Origin of the sequence: Bacterioplanoides sp., assembly GCF_965219715.1 — a bacterium.
In the GTDB taxonomy this organism is placed as follows: Bacteria; Pseudomonadota; Gammaproteobacteria; order Pseudomonadales; family Oceanobacteraceae; genus Bacterioplanoides.
In genome coordinates this window covers 518,369-535,631 of record NZ_OZ244785.1, presented here as the reverse complement: position 1 = coordinate 535,631, position 17,263 = coordinate 518,369, and the positions used below count along the sequence as shown (strand labels likewise).

Below are 17,263 nucleotides of genomic sequence, written 5' to 3'. Positions count from 1 at the left end.
GTGATTCTTCCAAGGTCAACACCTTATCTCTAATTCTTTGTTTTTATTCGCTTTTTCCATCCCAGCTGGTTAAGAAATCAGCACTGCTAAGTTCGGGCGGTTGTTTCAGCTTGCAGTTCACGTGGCCCACATAGATAAAACCAACAATTTCTTCATCATCCGCCAACCCTAATTCCTGCTTCACTCCAGAGTTATACGCCAAATCACCGGTACGCCAGATGGCACCCAGCCCCATCGCCCAGGCCGCACTCAGAATATTCTGAATTCCCGCACCGGTGGAGAGCAATAATTCCTCCCTCGGCACCTTCGGGTGGTCAACGATTTTGGTCACCGCAACCAATACCAGCGGTGCACGCATCGCCATGTTACGGATCTTTTGCTGCTTCTCCGGCGATAACTGCTCCCGATCGGGTGTTGCCTGATAAAACACCTCACCTAAAGCAACACGACCTTCACCCTGAACCGAGATGTAATGACTTGGTCGTAGCCACGCATGATCAGGTGCTCTCAATGCAGCCTGAATCAGGGTATCCAGCTGTTCAGCAGTAACATCCGGGCCGGTCAGTTGCGGCGCAGAAACCCGTTGTAAGATATTTTGCAAGGCGTCCATAAAGTTCCAGATCAATAATTTTGAAATGTCACTATTGTATCCTGACATCAACGACATAGCAGCCTGACTTAAGAGTCAATGACTTGCTGCTGACGCCAATTCTGGGTATATAGATGTACAGATTCGCCGCCTTTGCTCTGCCAGCGCCGACTAATAACAACAACGATTCAGGTTCTGACGATGTTTGACCCGCAAGAAACGGCTCAATTTTCAGAGACAACTCTGCCTAAACAAGACTATCTCGCCCGGATCATGGGCTATAGTGTTGCCGTGGTTACCACCCTGGTTGGCATTATTCAGAACCATTACAGCGCCAGTGCATACGGCGTTGTTATCATCGCCTTGCTATACCCTCATCTGGTCCACGTCATCAGCCGCCCTTTTCGCAAGCGTCACGCTTATTCCACGCGTCAGTTTCTGATTCATGGCGACGCCGTATTGTGTGGAATCTTCCTGGCCTATCTGCATTTACCAATAGAATTGGTGGTGCTGTTTCTGATCATGATCAACACCAGCTTTATTATTGTCGGCAGCGTGACTGCGTGGGCGTTTTGTGTCATTTCACTGGTCTCCGGTGGAGCAGCCGGCCTGTTGATGTTTGGCTACCACAAAGCAGCCCCCATTCCGGACCCGGTATTTATCACCGCGGCCCTGGGCGTTGGTATGCATCTGGCCATTTCGGCATTTAACAGCAATCGCCAAGCTCGTGATCTGATGCGACTGAAACTCAAGTTTCAGGGCCAGGTTGAACGCTTTCAGGCGCTGTCTCAACAAGTATCCCGCTATGTCGCCCCCCAGGTCTGGCAGTCCATTTTTTCCGGCAGGCGTCAGGCAAAACTTGAAACTCAGCGAAAAAAGCTGGTGATCTTCTTCTCAGACATCGTTGGCTTTTCAGCCTTATCAGAGCAAATGGAAGCAGAAGCGTTCACCGACCTGCTTAATCAGTACCTGACCGACATGTCGCGCATCGCCCTGAAATATGGCGGCACCATTGATAAGTTCATCGGTGACGGCATGATGATCTTCTTCGGCGATCCATCCAGCAAAGGCACAAAAGGTGATGCCATCGCCTGTGTTTCAATGGCAATCGAAATGCGCCGTCACATGTTACGCCTGAGAAAACAATGGGCAGAAATAGGTATGACGGCTCCCCTGCAAATTCGCATGGGCATCAACACCGGTTATTGTACGGTTGGGAATTTCGGTACCGAAAGCCGTATGGATTACACCATCATTGGCAAAGAAGTGAACCTCGCCAGCCGCCTGGAATCCAAAGCAGAGCCCGGCGAAATTCTGATTTCACACGAAACCTATGCCCTGGTGAAAGATAAGATCATCTGCCGCAAACGCGGCACGGCGGAAGTAAAAGGTTTCCGCGACCCTCTCCCGTTATATCAAATCATTGACTACCGTCGTGATCTGGGTGCCAACCCAAGCTTTATGAATCATGAAACCGACGGGTTCTCGCTTCATCTGGAGTCGGACAAAATCCGCGAAGAAGATCGTGATGCTGTCGCAGCGGCACTAGAAAAAGCCGCCAGTAAAATCCGTAACAATATTGTGGCCTGACAGCAGGCCACACATTCAATAATCCAGAGACGCTTACTGTCGGGACAAACGGAAGTTGATCGCTTCAGCCTCTGCATCGGTACTGCGGAACGGATTAATATCCAAACCACCTCGACGCACATAACGGGCGTAAACCGTTAACGCTTCCGGCTGACAAGCCAGCATAATGTCGCGGAACGTGCGCTCAACACACTGCTCATGAAAGTCCTGATGCTGGCGCAGCGAAACCACATAAGACAATAATCCAGCCTTATCGATTTGCTTACCCTTGTATCGGATAAACAGGCTGCCCCAATCGGGTTGCCCGGTAACCGGACAGTTGGATTTCAACAGATGGCTGCACAACCAACCATCAAACTCCCCTTCCGATACCTTAAGCAATGAGGCATCCAACTCGTAACTCTCAACACTGATGTCTTCATCATCGATGCATAATGCAGCTGGCGCCGACGCAAACGTTGCATCAATTGGATGAAAAATCACCTCAACCGGCGCACCCGCTGCTGCCGACAAATCACGGGCCATACGTGCACGCACTTCTTCCGCAGAAGCAACCTTAGTCTGGTTATAGGAGTTGAGATACAACTTGAAGGACTTCGATTCTATCAGAAACTCCGACGTCGCAGGAATACGAAACTCCGCCAGGCACACATGTGGTTTGCCTTTAGGGTTCAGCCAGGAAATCTCATAACTATTCCAGATATCCAGACCAAAAAACGGCACCTGATAACGATCAAGCCCCTGATTTTTCCAACTTTCATCCCGAGCAATTGGATAGAGCAAGGTCGGATCATACACATCCTTGTATTCGGATACCTGACCGAGGGGATTGTGTTCACTATTTACGGAAGTCATACATTTTCCTGCGAATAATTTTCTGATTATTGTCTCATACCAACACCACGACGCATCAACCAGATGCAATAGAGCGATGCAACAATAATAAAGACAAACAACATGATAAATGAGGTTAACAAATCAACGTCCGACACGCCTAAAATGCCGTAACGGAAGGTATTAACCATGTATAAGATAGGATTAAACATCGAAACACTTTGCCAGAATTCAGGCAATAAACCGATGGAATAAAACACACCACCCAGATACGTCAGAGGCGTTATAACAAAGGTTGGAATAATTGAAATATCATCGAATTTATTGGCAAAAATCGCATTAATAAATCCACCCAATGAAAACAACACCGCCGACAATAATATTACCGCCACAACAACGAAAATATTATGAATCTGTAACTGAGTAAAATAGAGTGACAACAGGGTGACGATCAAACCAACGAGCACACCACGAGCCACACCACCCGCGACAAATCCCAGCAAAATAGTTCCGGGATGCACTGGGGCAACCATCATTTCTTCAACGCTACGCTGAAATTTATTGCTGAAAAATGATGAGGCAACATTACCGTAAGCATTGGTAATCACGCTCATCATAATTAATCCCGGGACGATAAACGCCATATAATCGACCCCACCCATTTCACCAATGCGTGAGCCAATCAGATTACCAAAAATAATAAAATACAGCGTCATTGTAATTGCGGGTGGCACCAGCGTTTGCTGCCAGATGCGCATAAAGCGACGAATTTCTTTGGTAACAATTGTTTTCAGAGCAATCCACTGCACCTGCATCACAGACATTACTTTGACTCCTGAACAAGATTAACAAACAACTCTTCCAGACGATTGGATTTTGTCCGCATACTACGTACTTCTAATCCCACTTCCGTTAATTGCTGAAAAATAGCATTAATGCTCTGGCCTTTTTCGACCGTTATTTCGATGCAGTCCTGGGAAGCAACGGAAACGTCATAGCCTGGCAACTGCAAACCCTCAGGCACGGCTGAATCCAGATCAAAAACAAACGTTTCGGTGTGCAATTGCGACAGCAGCTCTCGGGTACTGGTTGCCTTAACAATCTCTCCCTGATTGATAATGGCGATATTACGACACAATTGCTCAGCTTCTTCGAGGTAATGCGTCGTTAAAATAATGGTGGTTCCCTGTTGATTTAATTGCTGCATAAATTCCCACATGGAACGACGCAGCTCAATATCAACACCAGCGGTCGGTTCATCCAGAATCAACACTTTCGGCTTGTGAACCAAGGCCCGGGCAATCATTAACCGGCGCTTCATGCCACCAGATAGCATACGCGCCTGGGTGTCACGCTTATCCCAAAGATCCAGTGCTTTTAATAAGTAATCCGCATTATCACCCGCCTGACTGGCGGTCAAACCAAAAAAACCCGCCTGAGTCACAACAATATCGCGCACTTTCTCAAACTGGTTAAAATTAAACTCCTGCGGCACCACCCCGAGATCACGTTTGGCATCAAACGCCTGGGTATTCACATCATGCCCCATAATGGCTGCGCTTCCGGCCGTTTTCTGCACCAGTCCCGATACGATACCAAGCGTGGTAGACTTACCAGCTCCGTTCGGGCCGAGCAGTGCAAAAAAATCACCCTGCTCTACCGTCAGATCAATGCCTTTCAACGCCTGAAAGCCGTTGTCATAGACTTTAGATAAGCCCGACACCTGTAACGCTGGAACCATCTTGATAAGTACCTTTATGAATCAACCTGTAAATGAACGCCTGAACCATCACATCCAATTGCTGAATCAGGTACAGCAACGAATGCAACGCGCCAACGAGTCGAATCCTGGCGCTATAGCAGATGAGATTTTACACCAGTTACAGCAGCTGATTGAGCAACTGGAGGAACGCACTGATTCAGCTTATGCCGCCGGACAAGACTGGCTTATGGGCATCCTGGTTCATCAGCCACAACTGACGCCGGTTATTGACCGTGATCTGCTGTGGTTTTTCGGCGGCGAATGCTTGCACTTTATGTCGGACGAAGAAATCGATCTGTTCCAGAAACTGGATGAGCAGGAAGCCGAGCATGATCAGACATCCGGTAGCTTTGACCGCGATGCCGTTAAAGCCCTGCTGCAGCAAAGCTCGGATCAGTTCGACGCCTGATTTCGAATGTACGCGCCCGTGGCATTTTCGGGCGCAACATAACGCTTCTCTGAACGACAGGCATAAAAAAAGCCGCATCAAGTGCAGCTTTTATTTATCTCTATTCAAACGCTTGGTTTGAATTGGAGCGGGAAACGAGATTCGAACTCGCGACCCCGACCTTGGCAAGGTCGTGCTCTACCAACTGAGCTATTCCCGCTTATGCTAACTTTCAAATCACATTGAAAAGAAAGTGGCATCCCCAAGGGGATTCGAACCCCTGTTACCGCCGTGAAAGGGCGGTGTCCTAGGCCTCTAGACGATGGGGACGCATCGTTTAGCTGCTGCGTATAATACAGCTAATTTATTGATTTGCAAGACTTTTTTCTTAAAAATCAATTTTCGGTGCTTGCGGCTTCCAACTCATTTTTGAATTGGAGCGGGAAACGAGATTCGAACTCGCGACCCCGACCTTGGCAAGGTCGTGCTCTACCAACTGAGCTATTCCCGCACATGCAGCAACTTCTATTTACCAAAGCAAATAAGAAGTTGGCATCCCCAAGGGGATTCGAACCCCTGTTACCGCCGTGAAAGGGCGGTGTCCTAGGCCTCTAGACGATGGGGACGCACCGTATTGCAGCGCCTAGTGCTGCTTTCCTGATTTTAACGTCGACTCCAACTTCAACAAAGAAATTGGAGCGGGAAACGAGATTCGAACTCGCGACCCCGACCTTGGCAAGGTCGTGCTCTACCAACTGAGCTATTCCCGCACTTAATGCATCTTCTTCTGAATCAGAAGGAAGATGGCATCCCCAAGGGGATTCGAACCCCTGTTACCGCCGTGAAAGGGCGGTGTCCTAGGCCTCTAGACGATGGGGACGTCTCAATCAAGGAGCGCGAATATTAGAGAGAGTTAGATCTTACGTCAACCCCTACAAATAAAAAAAATCCAACTACACTAAGGACATAGCTAACAATAGAGCTCCCGGGATGGGAAAATAATGTCGACCACGGCCCTGATCATTCTCGCAGTTTTTACCGCTATCGCGGCCACCACCGCCCTCTGGTTTGTGCGCTGGCGCGAACAGCAAAGACTGGAGCGCGCAAGAGCGTCAGTTGAACTCATGGACTTTATTAATCTGCAATACCAATTGGCAGATACGCTTAATCCATGGCTGGGCGGAGATTCTTTCAGCTGGTTGTGTGGCATGATTTCACAAGCGGGTGTGAGCCTGGCACAAATAGGCTTACCGATTAACAGCAAAGTAAAACACGCCATTCAACAAACCTCAGACTGGCTGCAATCCCCACCTTCTCATAAAGCACGCCTGCCTCAGGATGAACTCAAAGCAAAGCAGCTGCGCAAATCCATTCAACAACAGATTGAACTGATTAAGGCCTGTTATAAAAAAAGAATGATCGACCAGCAGAAGGCGAGCCTGTTATTGAATGAACTGCGAGTGTTAAACGTCAACCTGGTCACCACAGTGTTCTTTTCGCAAGCAAAGGCTGCCATTAGCTTAAACAACCCAGCCAAAGCCGAACTTCAACTCAATAAGCTGCTGAAAACATTAAAAGCGATTCGAAAACCCAGTGAAGATCAACGAAAACTGGAAGCCGAAGCGAAACAAATGTTACAGAATCTAGCCCCCCGCCCTGCGGTTGCAACCAATAAACTGGCCGACGCAGCTGAGCAATTGGCGGAAGAACAGGAATCCTGGAAGAAGAAACATTTCTGATCAGAAATGCCTTAGGCAGATAAAAATCAACGCCAGGCTTTTAACCAGGAGCGAATTCTGTCGCGTAAGCTGATGGCTTCATTCACATCAAAACCATGCCCACACGCCAGTTTGATCGGCACACTCGCCGCCTGATCTCTCAAAGCAATACCCTCTTCGCTCAACATCACCAACACGACCCGCTCATCCTGCTCAGAACGCTGTCGCGTTAACAAGCCATTTGATTCCATCCGCTTCAGCAGCGGAGTGATGGTCCCAGTGTCCAGCATCAACTGCTGGCAAAGATGTTTAACCGATACAGGTAAACGCTGTTCTTCGTAGTCCTGCCACAGAACCAACATCACCAGATATTGCGGGTAAGTCAGCCCTAAAGGCTTAAGCAACGGCTGATAGGCCTGAGTAATCTGACGCGACAGGCTGTAGACCGAAAAGCAGAGTTGGTTATCCAGATGTAACTGAGGGAGCTTCTTAATGGTCACGCAACGGATCTTTTATTACGAACGTTGAAATATTCAGAGATTCAAAAGCAGGATAAATCAACCTGAACACAGCCAAGTTGATTCAGGTCGCAGACAATCAGGCCAGAGCAGCCTCAATATCAGCTTTGATATCCTCTGGCTTAGTCGTTGGCGCATAACGCTTCAGCACCTTGCCTTCTTTATTAACCAGAAATTTAGTGAAGTTCCACTTAATGCCTTTTGTACCCATTACACCCGGCGCTGCTTTTTTCAGGTCATTATAGAGAGGTGCAGCATTATCACCATTCACTTCAATTTTGGAGAACATCGGAAAAGACACTCCGTAGTTCTTCTGACAAAAGGCACCAATTTCACTGGCATCGCCCTGCTCTTGCTTGCCAAACTGATTACAAGGGAAACCCAGAATCACCAGACCTTTGTCTTTGTAGTCCTGGTAGATCGCCTCAAGACCTTCGTATTGCGGCGTAAAACCACATTTACTGGCGGTATTAACGATCAGTACAACACTTCCCTGATATTCAGCCAAGTTTTGCATCTCACCATTCAATAATGGCATTTCGTAGTTCAGTACACTCATTGGTATGTCTCACATTAGATATATCGCTTACTTTTATATTGTGCACAATACATATCATTATAAGAACACGCAAGATGGGTTTTGGGTCAGCGGCCGTGGCATAAATGCCAAGCGGTCGCCTTCTATAACTAACTATCTTCTGGGTTTAGTTGAATAGACGCGGAGTTAATGCAGTAACGTAATCCGGTCGGAGCTGGCCCATCGGTAAAAACATGGCCAAGATGCGCATCACAATGCTGACACACCACTTCGGTTCGCACCATAAAATGAGAGGTATCCTGACGCTCCTCTATCACCTGATCATCAGCCGGTTGGAAAAAGCTCGGCCAACCACATCCTGAGTCATACTTTGCATCCGAGAAAAACAGCACCTCGCCGCAACACACACAGGCGTAACTGCCCTTCTCTTTACAATCGTAATACTTACCCGTGAATGCACGCTCAGTTCCGGCTTCACGAGTAATGCGATAAGTCTCCGGATCCAGCTCTTTGCGCCATTCTTCCGGGCTTTTATTTAGTTTTTTCATGATATGCCCTATTTCGTACCTGCCTCGGTAGGAGTATCATGCTTCCTTTCGATTTTTTGAAGCTATTTCAATCTTTTAGAGCTTAACGAGGCAATGCGGTTCCATGCAGGAAATTAAGAAGTCCAACAAACTGGCCAATGTGTTTTACGACATTCGTGGACCCGTTCTGCATGCCGCCAAAAAACTCGAAGAAGATGGCCACCGAATCCTGAAACTGAATATCGGCAACCCAAAACCGTTTGGCCTCGATGCGCCGGAAGAAATCATCCAGGACGTGATTTATAACCTGCCGGATTCAGAAGGCTACAGCGATTCCAAAGGCTTATTTTCTGCCCGTAAAGCGATTATGCAATACGCTCAGCAGAAGAATATTGCCAACGTTGCCATTGAAGACATCATCGTTGGTAATGGCGTCAGCGAGCTGATTGTGATGTGCATGCAAGGCTTGCTGAACAATGGCGATGAGGTATTAGTACCTTCGCCGGACTATCCATTGTGGACAGGCGCAGTCAGCCTGGCTGGCGGCAAAGCCGTTCACTACACCTGCGATGAAGGCTCCGACTGGTTCCCGGACCTTGATGATATGCGCGCAAAAATCACAGATAAAACCCGCGCGATGGTGCTGATTAATCCAAACAATCCAACCGGTGCGGTGTATTCCGATGAGATGCTGAAGCAGATGCTGGAAATTGCCCGTCAGCATAATCTGATCGTGTTCTCGGATGAGATTTACGACAAGATCCTGTTTGATGGCGAAACCCATACATCAACCGCATCACTTGCAGATGACCTACTGATCATCACCTTTAATGGTTTATCTAAAAATTACCGCCTGGCCGGCTTCCGCGCAGGCTGGATGATCATCAGTGGTGCCAAACACCTGGCTAGAGATTACATCGAAGGCCTGGAAATGCTGGCTTCGATGCGACTGTGCTCCAACGTACCCGCCATGCATGCGATTCAAACCGCTTTAGGTGGCTATCAGAGCATCGACGACCTGGTTGCTCCGGGCGGTCGTATTTGCCAGCAACGCGATATTGCCTGGGAAGCACTGAACAATATTGATGGCATCAGCTGTGTGAAACCTAAAGGGGCGCTGTATTGCTTCCCGAAAATGGACACCAAAAAATTCAACATCCGTAATGATGAACGCATGGTGCTCGACTTATTAGAGCAACAAAAAATTCTGATCGTTCACGGCACTGCCTTTAACTGGGCCTACCCGGATCATTTCCGTGTTGTGTTCCTGCCACGTCCGGAAGACCTGACTGCGGCCATGGAACGTATGGAAATTTTCTTCAACGGCTACCGCCAGCTGTAAACTGAAACGGATAAGGGAACTATCGTGCTCGACGTCCATATCGACGATTTTTATAAAGATTGTGCCGTGGTATTGCTGCAAGGCTTTCGTCAGTTTCCACGTGCACAAACCCTGTTTGTCGAAGATATTTCCGGACCCGATGATGTTGATGAATTTGGCCTGCACTCACCGCGCCACCAGTCGGCTTTTGGTGCGGTCATCTGGCTGAAAGATGAAGGCTTTATTCGTTTCAGTGAAATGGATGGCCAAAAATCAGTGGACGAATTCGTCCTGACCAGCAAATCCTTCTCGCGTTTATTAAAGCCGGATCCACGCAACGAAGGCGCTACGATTCTCGACGCTATTGAGTACGCCCGCCTGCAGGGCGACTCTATTTTACTAGGCCATGTATTGCGCGACCACTTCCTGTTTTTGTAATTACAGAACCCTCAACCGATTGGATAAACACCGTTTCTTTTACACTTAATTACCCACAAAAAAGCTGCAGCTTTGTCACTTTTGTGTAAAATAAGAATCCTTCTCATTCAGGACTTTTTGGAGCCTCCAATGCGTTTCGCTTCTTTTGTAGCCGCGGGTCTCACAGCCACACTTTCTCTACCTGCTGCGGCTGCTGATCAGGTAAATATCTATTCTTTTCGCCAGCCTTTCCTGATCGAACCTATCCTGAAAGAGTTCACTGCTGAAACCGGCATCAAAACCAAAGTCATCTTTGCTAAAAAAGGGCTGATTCAACGCCTGAAGCGTGAAGGTGAATTATCTCCGGCAGACATTGTTTTAACGTCTAATTTTTCCAAATTGTTACAGCTGAAAGACGAAAATCTGACTCAGCCTTACGAGCTGAGCACTGAACTGGAAAAAAATGTCCCGGCCAAATTCCGCGATACTGGCAATCAATGGCTGGCACTCACACAACGCGTTCGTAACGTTTACTCGTCAAAAGAACGCGCCGGCGACCAGAGCAAAATCCAGTATGAAGATCTCGCGAAAGCCGATTTTAAAGGCAAGATCTGCACCCGCAGTGGTAAGCACCCATACAACCTGGGTTTGATTGCATCGATGATTGCTCACCACGGCGAAGCAGAAACCGAAACCTGGTTACGTGGTGTTAAAGCCAATCTGGCACGCAAGCCACAAGGTAATGACCGCGCGCAAGTTAAAGCCATTAAAGAAGGTCTGTGCGATGTTTCACTGGGCAACAGCTACTACCTGGGCAAAATGCTGCAGGACAAGAACCAGATTGCCTGGGCCAATGCCGTCAATCTGAACTTCCCGAATCAGACCAACCGCGGTTCTCACATCAATGTGTCAGGCGCTGTTATTGCTGCACACGCACCTCATAAAGCAGAAGCACAGCAGCTGCTGAACTTTTTATCGGGTGACAAGGCACAAAAACTGTACGCCGAACTGAACATGGAATACCCGGTAAAACCAGGCGTGCCTGCATCCGAACTGGTACAAAGCTGGGGCGAATTCAAAGCTGACGAGCTGCCACTGGTTAAGATTGCAGAAAATCGCAAAGCCGCACTTAAGCTGGTTGATAAAGTTGGTTTTGACCTGTAATTCATTTCGGTCTGGTATCGTTTCGACATATAATCGCGTTTTCCTCTGACATCGCAAATGTATGAAATCGGCATCGATACCAGCCAGCGAATCTGAACAGAGCCCGCAAATTGCGGGCTCTGGCGTTTATGTTTTCAGCGCTCTGTTGGCAAAATTGCAACGTCCATCCAGCTTACTCATCAGCTTGCTGTTATTTATGCCAGTCGTTGCCCTGGTGCTGGAATCTTTGATCGACCTAGGGCGCTCCGAAGCCGACAGCACTTTTGCTGAACTCGCAGATACGGTATTAATCAGCTACACACTTAACAGCATACTCGTGGTCGCTGGTGCCGTTATTTTTGCCGCGATGCTGGCGATACTCCCGGCCTGGTGGTGCTCTCATTACGAATTTAAAGGTCGACGCCTGCTCCAGTGGGCACTGGTGTTCCCATTAGCAATACCGGCTTATATATCAGCCTATATTTACACCGAATTATTTGATTACGCGGGCCCAATCCAGAATGCCTTACGGGCAACGTTTTCCTGGCAATCACCCCAGGACTATTGGTTTCCGGATATACGCAGCCGCTGGGGCGCCAGCATGATGCTGGCCCTGGCGCTCTACCCGTATATTTATTTATTGCTGCGCAACGCATTCAGTCGTCGCTCAGAAAATCTGGCAAACGCGGCTAAGTTAATGGGAGCCAGCCGCCATCGTGTATTTTTCTCAATTGAGTTACCTCTGGTTCGTCCGGCACTCGCGATTGGCTGCACCCTTGTGGCGATGGAATCGTTGGCGGATTATGGCACCGTTCATTTATTCGCCATCAGCACACTCACCACCGCAATTTATGACAGCTGGCTGGTGTATGGCAGCCTGACAACGGCCGCTAAAATTTCCTGTCTGATGTTGTTGTTTGTTGTAGTACTTGTCAGCGCAGAAAAATATAATCGACGCCGTCAGCAATTTTTCGAAGGTCGTAACCAGAAACTGGAAGCAACCAAACAAGCTGCCGGAGTTAAAAGAACCGCGTTAATCTGGAGCGTTTGTGGCTTGATTGTGATTGCCGGATTTATTTATCCGGTGATAACTCTTATCGGCTATACCACAACGTATTTTTCGGAAAACCTCAGCGGTAATCTTTGGCAGCACAGTCAGAGCACTTTTGTTCTCGCAGCCAGTGCAGCATTCATCGCCACCCTGATTGCTTTACTGTTCAACAGCCAGGTTCGTTTTCAACCAGTTCCGATTAACCGAAACATGCTGGCGATGTCGTCTCTCGGATACGCCCTGCCCGGAACTGTATTAGCCATTGGCTTATTAATTCCACTCACCCAGGCCGACCTATGGCTCAACCGGTTATTAATCAGCTGGGAAATGGATCGTGTTGGTTTGATTTTTTCAGGCACCAGCTTTGCGTTAATTCTGGCTTTTGTAATTCGTTTTGCTGCAATCTCCAATGGCAGCGTCCAGGCGGCTTACCAACATATGCCGGTAAACCTCGATTCCGCCTCACAAATACTTGGCGCCAGCCGGGGTCGAACGTTTCAGAAAATTCACTGGCCTCTGTTAAAACCAGCAGTTGTTTCCGCATTGTTGCTGGTATTTATTGAATGCGTCAAAGAACTCCCGGCATCCCTGCTGTTAAGACCGTTTGATTTCGAAACGCTGGCTACCTTTGTTTTTCAATATGCCTCGGATGAACATCTGGAACATGCAGCTCTGGGCGCTCTGTTAATTGTCGCCGTCAGCCTGCTGCCTATCGCTTTATTATCCCGAACCCAGAAAATGGATTAATTATGAAAGCTCTGAGCGCACACAACCTGAACCTGTCGTTTGCTCAAACTCAGGTGCTGAAAGATTTCAATCTGGAGCTGGAACAAGGTGACATTCTTTGTTTACTTGGTCCCAGTGGCTGCGGCAAGACCACGGCATTAAAAACCATCGCCGGTTTGCATCAATCCGACAGCGGCAAAATCGAGTTATTCGGCAATACGGTTGTCGACGGCCGCTTTAATCTGCCACCACAACAACGCCAGATTGGTTTTATTTTTCAGGATTATGCGTTATTCCCACACATGACCGTGGCAAAAAACATTGCTTACGGTCTGACGTCGCTATCCAATAGCGAACAACAGCAGCGAATCCGCGACGTGCTGTCACTGGTGGAACTATCAACTCTGGAAAATCGTTATCCCCACGAATTATCCGGCGGCCAACAACAACGAATTGCACTGGCCCGAGCACTGGCCAATAAACCCAAATTGCTGCTAATGGACGAGCCATTTTCAAACGTTGATACCCAGGTTAAACGACGAATGATGGCTGAGCTGCGTGCACTGCTGAAGCAAGCAGGCATCAGTGTAATATTTGTTACTCATGCCAAAGACGAAGCGTTTGCTTTTGCCGATAAAACCGCTGTGATGATTAATGGAGCACTGCAACAGAGTGACACTCCGGCCAACGTATTTAACGAGCCAGAAAATCTCGAGGTTGCACGCTTTATGGAAGCCGGCAATTTATGCCCCGAGCAACACCTTAATCATATTTTGCCAACTTCCCAGCGAAATACTGAACGCGAATCTGGCACCGCGTTATTCAAACGCCATCGTCTGTCAGTTCATCCGGCCGAAAACGGTTGTGGTGTGATCAATGATATTCAATTTACCGGGCGCGGCCATTTAATCTCAATTGAATTTCCAGAGCTGGACATCGACAACTGGCAAGCAGAGTGTGATGAACTGCCCGCGGTGAAAATTGGTGATAAGGTATCCCTCAATTATCAGGATAAACCGGTAGTGCTTAACTGACCTGAACAAAAAAAACGGGGACTTTTCAGTCCCCGTTTTTTTATTTGGTTCTGACATCGAAGCCAGCGGCTTTTAACGTGTCCTGCAATTTATGACACTTAGCCGGAACATTCACTTTAAGCCTTGGTATATCACGACGCAGCGGATAGTTCTTGCGCAGACGATCGAACGTCTCACGCAATCCCTCTCCGGCTTTATCTGCACGAATCATGGCGGAACGCATCACACCATCATCTACCCGAATTTCATAAGCAGCGCGAATGGCGGTCCGCAACGCCTGAAACTTCGGCACCTGATCGGTGAAGGCTACCATTTTGATACCCGGCTCAGGTAGAAACTGAGCCAGTTTACGGCGCACTGGCAGACCAAAAAATTCACTCAGCCCCTGATACACAAATTCAGTGCCACGCATTTTGCCATCCAACGAATACCCGGCAATGTGTGGTGTTGCAAGCATCACGCGATGCATCAGCTCAATATCGAGCTCCGGCTCATTTTCCCAGACATCCATAATGGCTTCGAATTCGTTATTGCCATCCAGGTGAGCTAACAACGCCTTATTGTCGACAACCGCACCACGGCAACTATTGATCAGGCATGCATCCGGTTTCATTTGCTGCAGGCGCTGTTCATTAATCAGATGATATGTGGCGTGTTCGCCTTCGGTAGTCAACGGTGTATGCAGAGAAATAACGTCAGCCGTTAACGCCTCATCCAGCGAAACCAGATCGCCAACAGTTTCCGGATCCTTAAACGGGTCAACCGCCAGAACCGACACGCCCATTTCTTCCAGTCGCTGGCGCAATAACAAGCCAACGTTACCGATACCAATAATGGCAACCGACAAATCGGTGAAACCAATGCCGCGATCATCAATAACAACGCTAACAGCACTCAGAACATAATCGACGACAGCCTGAGCGTTACAACCTGGCGCACTCTTAAAACCAATACCCTGCTGCTGAAGGTATTCTTCATCAATATGATCGGTGCCAATGGTTGCCGTACCAACAAATTTGACCTTGGATCCTGCCAACAAAGACTCATTAACCTGAGTGACAGAGCGAACCAATAACGCATCCGCGTCTTTTATATCGTCGTTGGTTAAAGTGCGTCCCGGAACCCGGGTAATCTGGCCGATATCGGCGAAGAATTCGTCGATAAGAGGAATATTTTCGTCAGCAACGATGTGCACGGGCGTGAGCCTTTCATAATTCAAAGGCGTATTGTTGCAGGACGCATAGCGCTTGGCAAACCTGCTCACGCCTTTCATAGCTACAACCAGCACAACAACTTTTAGCCGTTACCGCTTTAAAAAGATATTAAACTGATTGAGCTTTGGGCAATGAAGCTGCCCGCTGGGAGAAGTATATGGAAGTACGGAATGATCGAACGCGCTAGAATCGGAGGCACAATGGCGTACCTCCGATCCAGTGGCATAAACAGTCCTGACAGCCTGTTTATGCAGAACTACAAAATAAAGCCAGGCGGTATCAAGCCAGCTTATCCGTTGCTACACGATAGTTAGGATCTTCAATCACGTTAACATCACAAAGGTTGCCAGCTTTCTTCAGCAACAGTCGACACTCTTCAGATAAGTGACGCAGATGCACTTCTTTACCCGCGGCAATGTAACGCTCAGCAATGGTGTCAATCGCTTCAATCGCTGAAGAATCCGCAACGCGTGAGTTCTTAAACTCGATGATCACCACATCCGGATCTGTTTCCGGCTCAAAGATGTCTTTAAACGCAGACACAGAACCAAAGAACAGCGGGCCAAACAGATCATAAACCTTAGCGCCATCTTCCTGAATGATGGTGCGGGCACTGATGTGCTTGGCATGCTCCCAGGCAAACACCAGAGCCGCCACAATTACACCAACAATCACAGCAATCGCCAAGTCAGTCACAACCGTTACGCCGGATACCAGCACAATAATAAAAGCATCCTGCTTCGGAATTTTGCGCAACATACGGAAGCTGGACCACTCAAAGGTGCCAATCACCACCATAAACATCACGCCGGTTAATGCAGCAATCGGAATCTGTTCAATCAATGGCGAGGCAAACAGAATAAAGCTCAGCAGGAACAATGCTGCTGCGATGCCAGACCAGCGACCACGACCACCAGAGCTGACGTTAATCATGCTCTGACCAATCATGGCACAACCACCCATACCACCGAAGAAACCGGTTAACAGGTTGGCACTGCCCTGGGCGACACATTCTTTGTTACCACGACCACGAGTGTTGGTCATTTCATCAATCACTGTGACCGTCAGCAGAGATTCAATCAAACCAATGGCGGCAAAAATCACTGAATAAGGCAGGATGAACCAGAAGGTTTCCATGGTTAGCGGAACATTAGGTACACCAAACTCTGGCAAGCCACCGGCAATCGAAGCCAGATCTCCAACAGTTTTGGTATCCAGATCAGCAAACAAGGCGATACCACTCACCGCCAGAATACCGGCCAGAGCGGATGGAAATGCAGTGGTGATCTTAGGCAGATAATGCGTAATCGCCATGGTTAAGGCGATTAAGCCCAACATAATGAACAGCTCGGAACCTGCCAACCAGGTGCCGTCGGTCCAGCCCCACTTACCACCCGGAGTCGCCGATTGTAACTGTGGTAACTGGGCCAGAAAGATCACAATTGCCAGGCCATTTACGAAACCCAGCATCACCGGATACGGCACAATACGAATGAATTTACCGAGTTTAAATGCACCGGCAGTGATCTGAATCACCCCCATCAGCACCACAGCGGCAAACAGGTATTGCGGTCCCATACCGGAACCAAAATCACGTTCGGCCTCGGCCACCAGGGATACCATTACAACGGCCAGAGCACCGGTTGCACCGGAAATCATACCCGGGCGACCACCCATAACAGCCGTTACCAGACCCACCATAAAGGCAGCATACAAGCCGGTTAACGGATGCACACCAGCAACAAAGGCAAACGCCACTGCCTCAGGCACCAAAGCCAGCGCAACGGTTAAACCTGATAGCGTGTCGTTTTTCAGGTTGGGAGAAAAAGTCTGCATAAATTCGCGCAGCAATAACATCAGAGCGGGTCCCTTCTGTTGGATTATGTCGGCGAT

The 17,263-nt window shown here is 48.4% G+C and carries 17 protein-coding genes and 6 tRNA genes; 8 read left to right on the top strand and 15 right to left on the bottom strand.

Annotation, left to right across the window (positions count from 1 at the left end; translation table 11 throughout):
- Positions 1-43 precede the first annotated feature (43 nt).
- Positions 44-610 (bottom strand): nitroreductase family protein, encoded by a 567-nt coding sequence (locus ACOQOZ_RS03005; protein ID WP_420590805.1) that lies wholly within the window; start codon positions 608-610, stop codon positions 44-46.
- A gap of 180 nt (positions 611-790) precedes the next feature.
- Here ACOQOZ_RS03005 and ACOQOZ_RS03000 point away from each other — a divergent pair, with 180 nt between their 5' ends.
- Positions 791-2,179 (top strand): adenylate/guanylate cyclase domain-containing protein, encoded by a 1,389-nt coding sequence (locus tag ACOQOZ_RS03000; RefSeq protein WP_420590804.1) that lies wholly within the window; start codon positions 791-793, stop codon positions 2,177-2,179.
- A 33-nt stretch (positions 2,180-2,212) separates the two neighbouring features.
- Here the strand turns inward: ACOQOZ_RS03000 and queF are convergent, their stop codons facing one another.
- From queF to ACOQOZ_RS02985, 3 genes are read right to left on the bottom strand one after another with little or no spacing between them, the layout of a single operon-like run.
- Positions 2,213-3,034, bottom strand: a complete 822-nt coding sequence (queF, locus tag ACOQOZ_RS02995; RefSeq protein WP_420590803.1) for an NADPH-dependent 7-cyano-7-deazaguanine reductase QueF — start codon at positions 3,032-3,034, stop codon at positions 2,213-2,215.
- Between the two features lie 26 nt (positions 3,035-3,060).
- On the bottom strand, positions 3,061-3,837 hold the full coding sequence (locus ACOQOZ_RS02990) for an ABC transporter permease (protein WP_420590802.1): 777 nt from the start codon (positions 3,835-3,837) through the stop codon (positions 3,061-3,063).
- Positions 3,837-4,754 (bottom strand): ABC transporter ATP-binding protein, encoded by a 918-nt coding sequence (locus tag ACOQOZ_RS02985; RefSeq protein ID WP_420590801.1) that lies wholly within the window; start codon positions 4,752-4,754, stop codon positions 3,837-3,839. Before ACOQOZ_RS02985 ends, ACOQOZ_RS02990 begins: the two co-directional genes overlap by 1 nt.
- 16 nt (positions 4,755-4,770) lie before the next feature.
- On the opposite strand from ACOQOZ_RS02985, the gene ACOQOZ_RS02980 reads away from it, so the two are divergent.
- A complete protein-coding gene (locus ACOQOZ_RS02980; protein ID WP_420590800.1) occupies positions 4,771-5,184 on the top strand; it encodes a PA2817 family protein in 414 nt (137 codons plus the stop codon).
- Positions 5,185-5,307: 123 nt separating this feature from the next.
- On the opposite strand, the gene ACOQOZ_RS02975 is transcribed toward ACOQOZ_RS02980, so the two are convergent.
- The 6 genes from ACOQOZ_RS02975 to ACOQOZ_RS02950 form a co-directional block, all read right to left on the bottom strand.
- A tRNA-Gly gene (locus ACOQOZ_RS02975) sits at positions 5,308-5,383 on the bottom strand.
- A gap of 34 nt (positions 5,384-5,417) precedes the next feature.
- Positions 5,418-5,493: transfer RNA gene (locus ACOQOZ_RS02970), tRNA-Glu, on the bottom strand.
- Between the two features lie 105 nt (positions 5,494-5,598).
- Positions 5,599-5,674: transfer RNA gene (locus ACOQOZ_RS02965), tRNA-Gly, on the bottom strand.
- Between the two features lie 39 nt (positions 5,675-5,713).
- Positions 5,714-5,789, bottom strand: a tRNA-Glu gene (locus ACOQOZ_RS02960).
- A gap of 68 nt (positions 5,790-5,857) precedes the next feature.
- Positions 5,858-5,933, bottom strand: a tRNA-Gly gene (locus ACOQOZ_RS02955).
- Positions 5,934-5,967: 34 nt separating this feature from the next.
- A tRNA-Glu gene (locus ACOQOZ_RS02950) sits at positions 5,968-6,043 on the bottom strand.
- Between the two features lie 121 nt (positions 6,044-6,164).
- Here ACOQOZ_RS02950 and ACOQOZ_RS02945 point away from each other — a divergent pair.
- Positions 6,165-6,902 (top strand): hypothetical protein, encoded by a 738-nt coding sequence (locus tag ACOQOZ_RS02945; protein ID WP_420590799.1) that lies wholly within the window; start codon positions 6,165-6,167, stop codon positions 6,900-6,902.
- A gap of 26 nt (positions 6,903-6,928) precedes the next feature.
- Here ACOQOZ_RS02945 and ACOQOZ_RS02940 read toward each other — a convergent pair whose 3' ends face one another.
- From ACOQOZ_RS02940 to msrB, 3 genes are all read right to left on the bottom strand, one after another.
- A complete protein-coding gene (locus ACOQOZ_RS02940; protein ID WP_420590798.1) occupies positions 6,929-7,381 on the bottom strand; it encodes a MarR family winged helix-turn-helix transcriptional regulator in 453 nt (150 codons plus the stop codon).
- A 97-nt stretch (positions 7,382-7,478) separates the two neighbouring features.
- On the bottom strand, positions 7,479-7,958 hold the full coding sequence (locus ACOQOZ_RS02935; RefSeq protein WP_420590797.1) for a glutathione peroxidase: 480 nt from the start codon (positions 7,956-7,958) through the stop codon (positions 7,479-7,481).
- A gap of 128 nt (positions 7,959-8,086) precedes the next feature.
- Complete coding sequence (msrB, locus tag ACOQOZ_RS02930; RefSeq protein ID WP_420590796.1) at positions 8,087-8,485, bottom strand: peptide-methionine (R)-S-oxide reductase MsrB; 399 nt, start codon at positions 8,483-8,485, stop codon at positions 8,087-8,089.
- A 103-nt stretch (positions 8,486-8,588) separates the two neighbouring features.
- Between msrB and ACOQOZ_RS02925 the strand changes: the two genes are divergently transcribed.
- The 5 genes from ACOQOZ_RS02925 to ACOQOZ_RS02905 all read left to right on the top strand — a co-directional run bounded on the left by ACOQOZ_RS02925 (position 8,589) and on the right by ACOQOZ_RS02905 (position 14,156).
- Positions 8,589-9,806 carry a pyridoxal phosphate-dependent aminotransferase gene (locus ACOQOZ_RS02925; protein WP_420590795.1) on the top strand — a complete coding sequence of 406 codons (1,218 nt, stop codon included), beginning with the start codon at positions 8,589-8,591 and terminating at the stop codon, positions 9,804-9,806.
- Positions 9,807-9,830: 24 nt separating this feature from the next.
- Positions 9,831-10,223 carry a hypothetical protein gene (locus tag ACOQOZ_RS02920; protein WP_420590794.1) on the top strand — a complete coding sequence of 131 codons (393 nt, stop codon included), beginning with the start codon at positions 9,831-9,833 and terminating at the stop codon, positions 10,221-10,223.
- Between the two features lie 129 nt (positions 10,224-10,352).
- Positions 10,353-11,366, top strand: a complete 1,014-nt coding sequence (locus tag ACOQOZ_RS02915) for an extracellular solute-binding protein (protein WP_420590793.1) — start codon at positions 10,353-10,355, stop codon at positions 11,364-11,366.
- 61 nt (positions 11,367-11,427) lie between these two features.
- Positions 11,428-13,143, top strand: a complete 1,716-nt coding sequence (locus tag ACOQOZ_RS02910; protein ID WP_420590792.1) for an ABC transporter permease — start codon at positions 11,428-11,430, stop codon at positions 13,141-13,143.
- A gap of 2 nt (positions 13,144-13,145) precedes the next feature.
- A complete protein-coding gene (locus ACOQOZ_RS02905; protein ID WP_420590791.1) occupies positions 13,146-14,156 on the top strand; it encodes an ABC transporter ATP-binding protein in 1,011 nt (336 codons plus the stop codon).
- A 40-nt stretch (positions 14,157-14,196) separates the two neighbouring features.
- On the opposite strand, the gene pdxB is transcribed toward ACOQOZ_RS02905, so the two are convergent.
- Positions 14,197-15,351 carry a 4-phosphoerythronate dehydrogenase PdxB gene (gene pdxB, locus ACOQOZ_RS02900; protein WP_420590790.1) on the bottom strand — a complete coding sequence of 385 codons (1,155 nt, stop codon included), beginning with the start codon at positions 15,349-15,351 and terminating at the stop codon, positions 14,197-14,199.
- A 298-nt stretch (positions 15,352-15,649) separates the two neighbouring features.
- Entirely contained in the window at positions 15,650-17,227 is a 1,578-nt protein-coding gene (locus tag ACOQOZ_RS02895) for a SulP family inorganic anion transporter (RefSeq protein ID WP_420590789.1), read from the bottom strand.
- Positions 17,228-17,263: the final 36 nt, after the last annotated feature.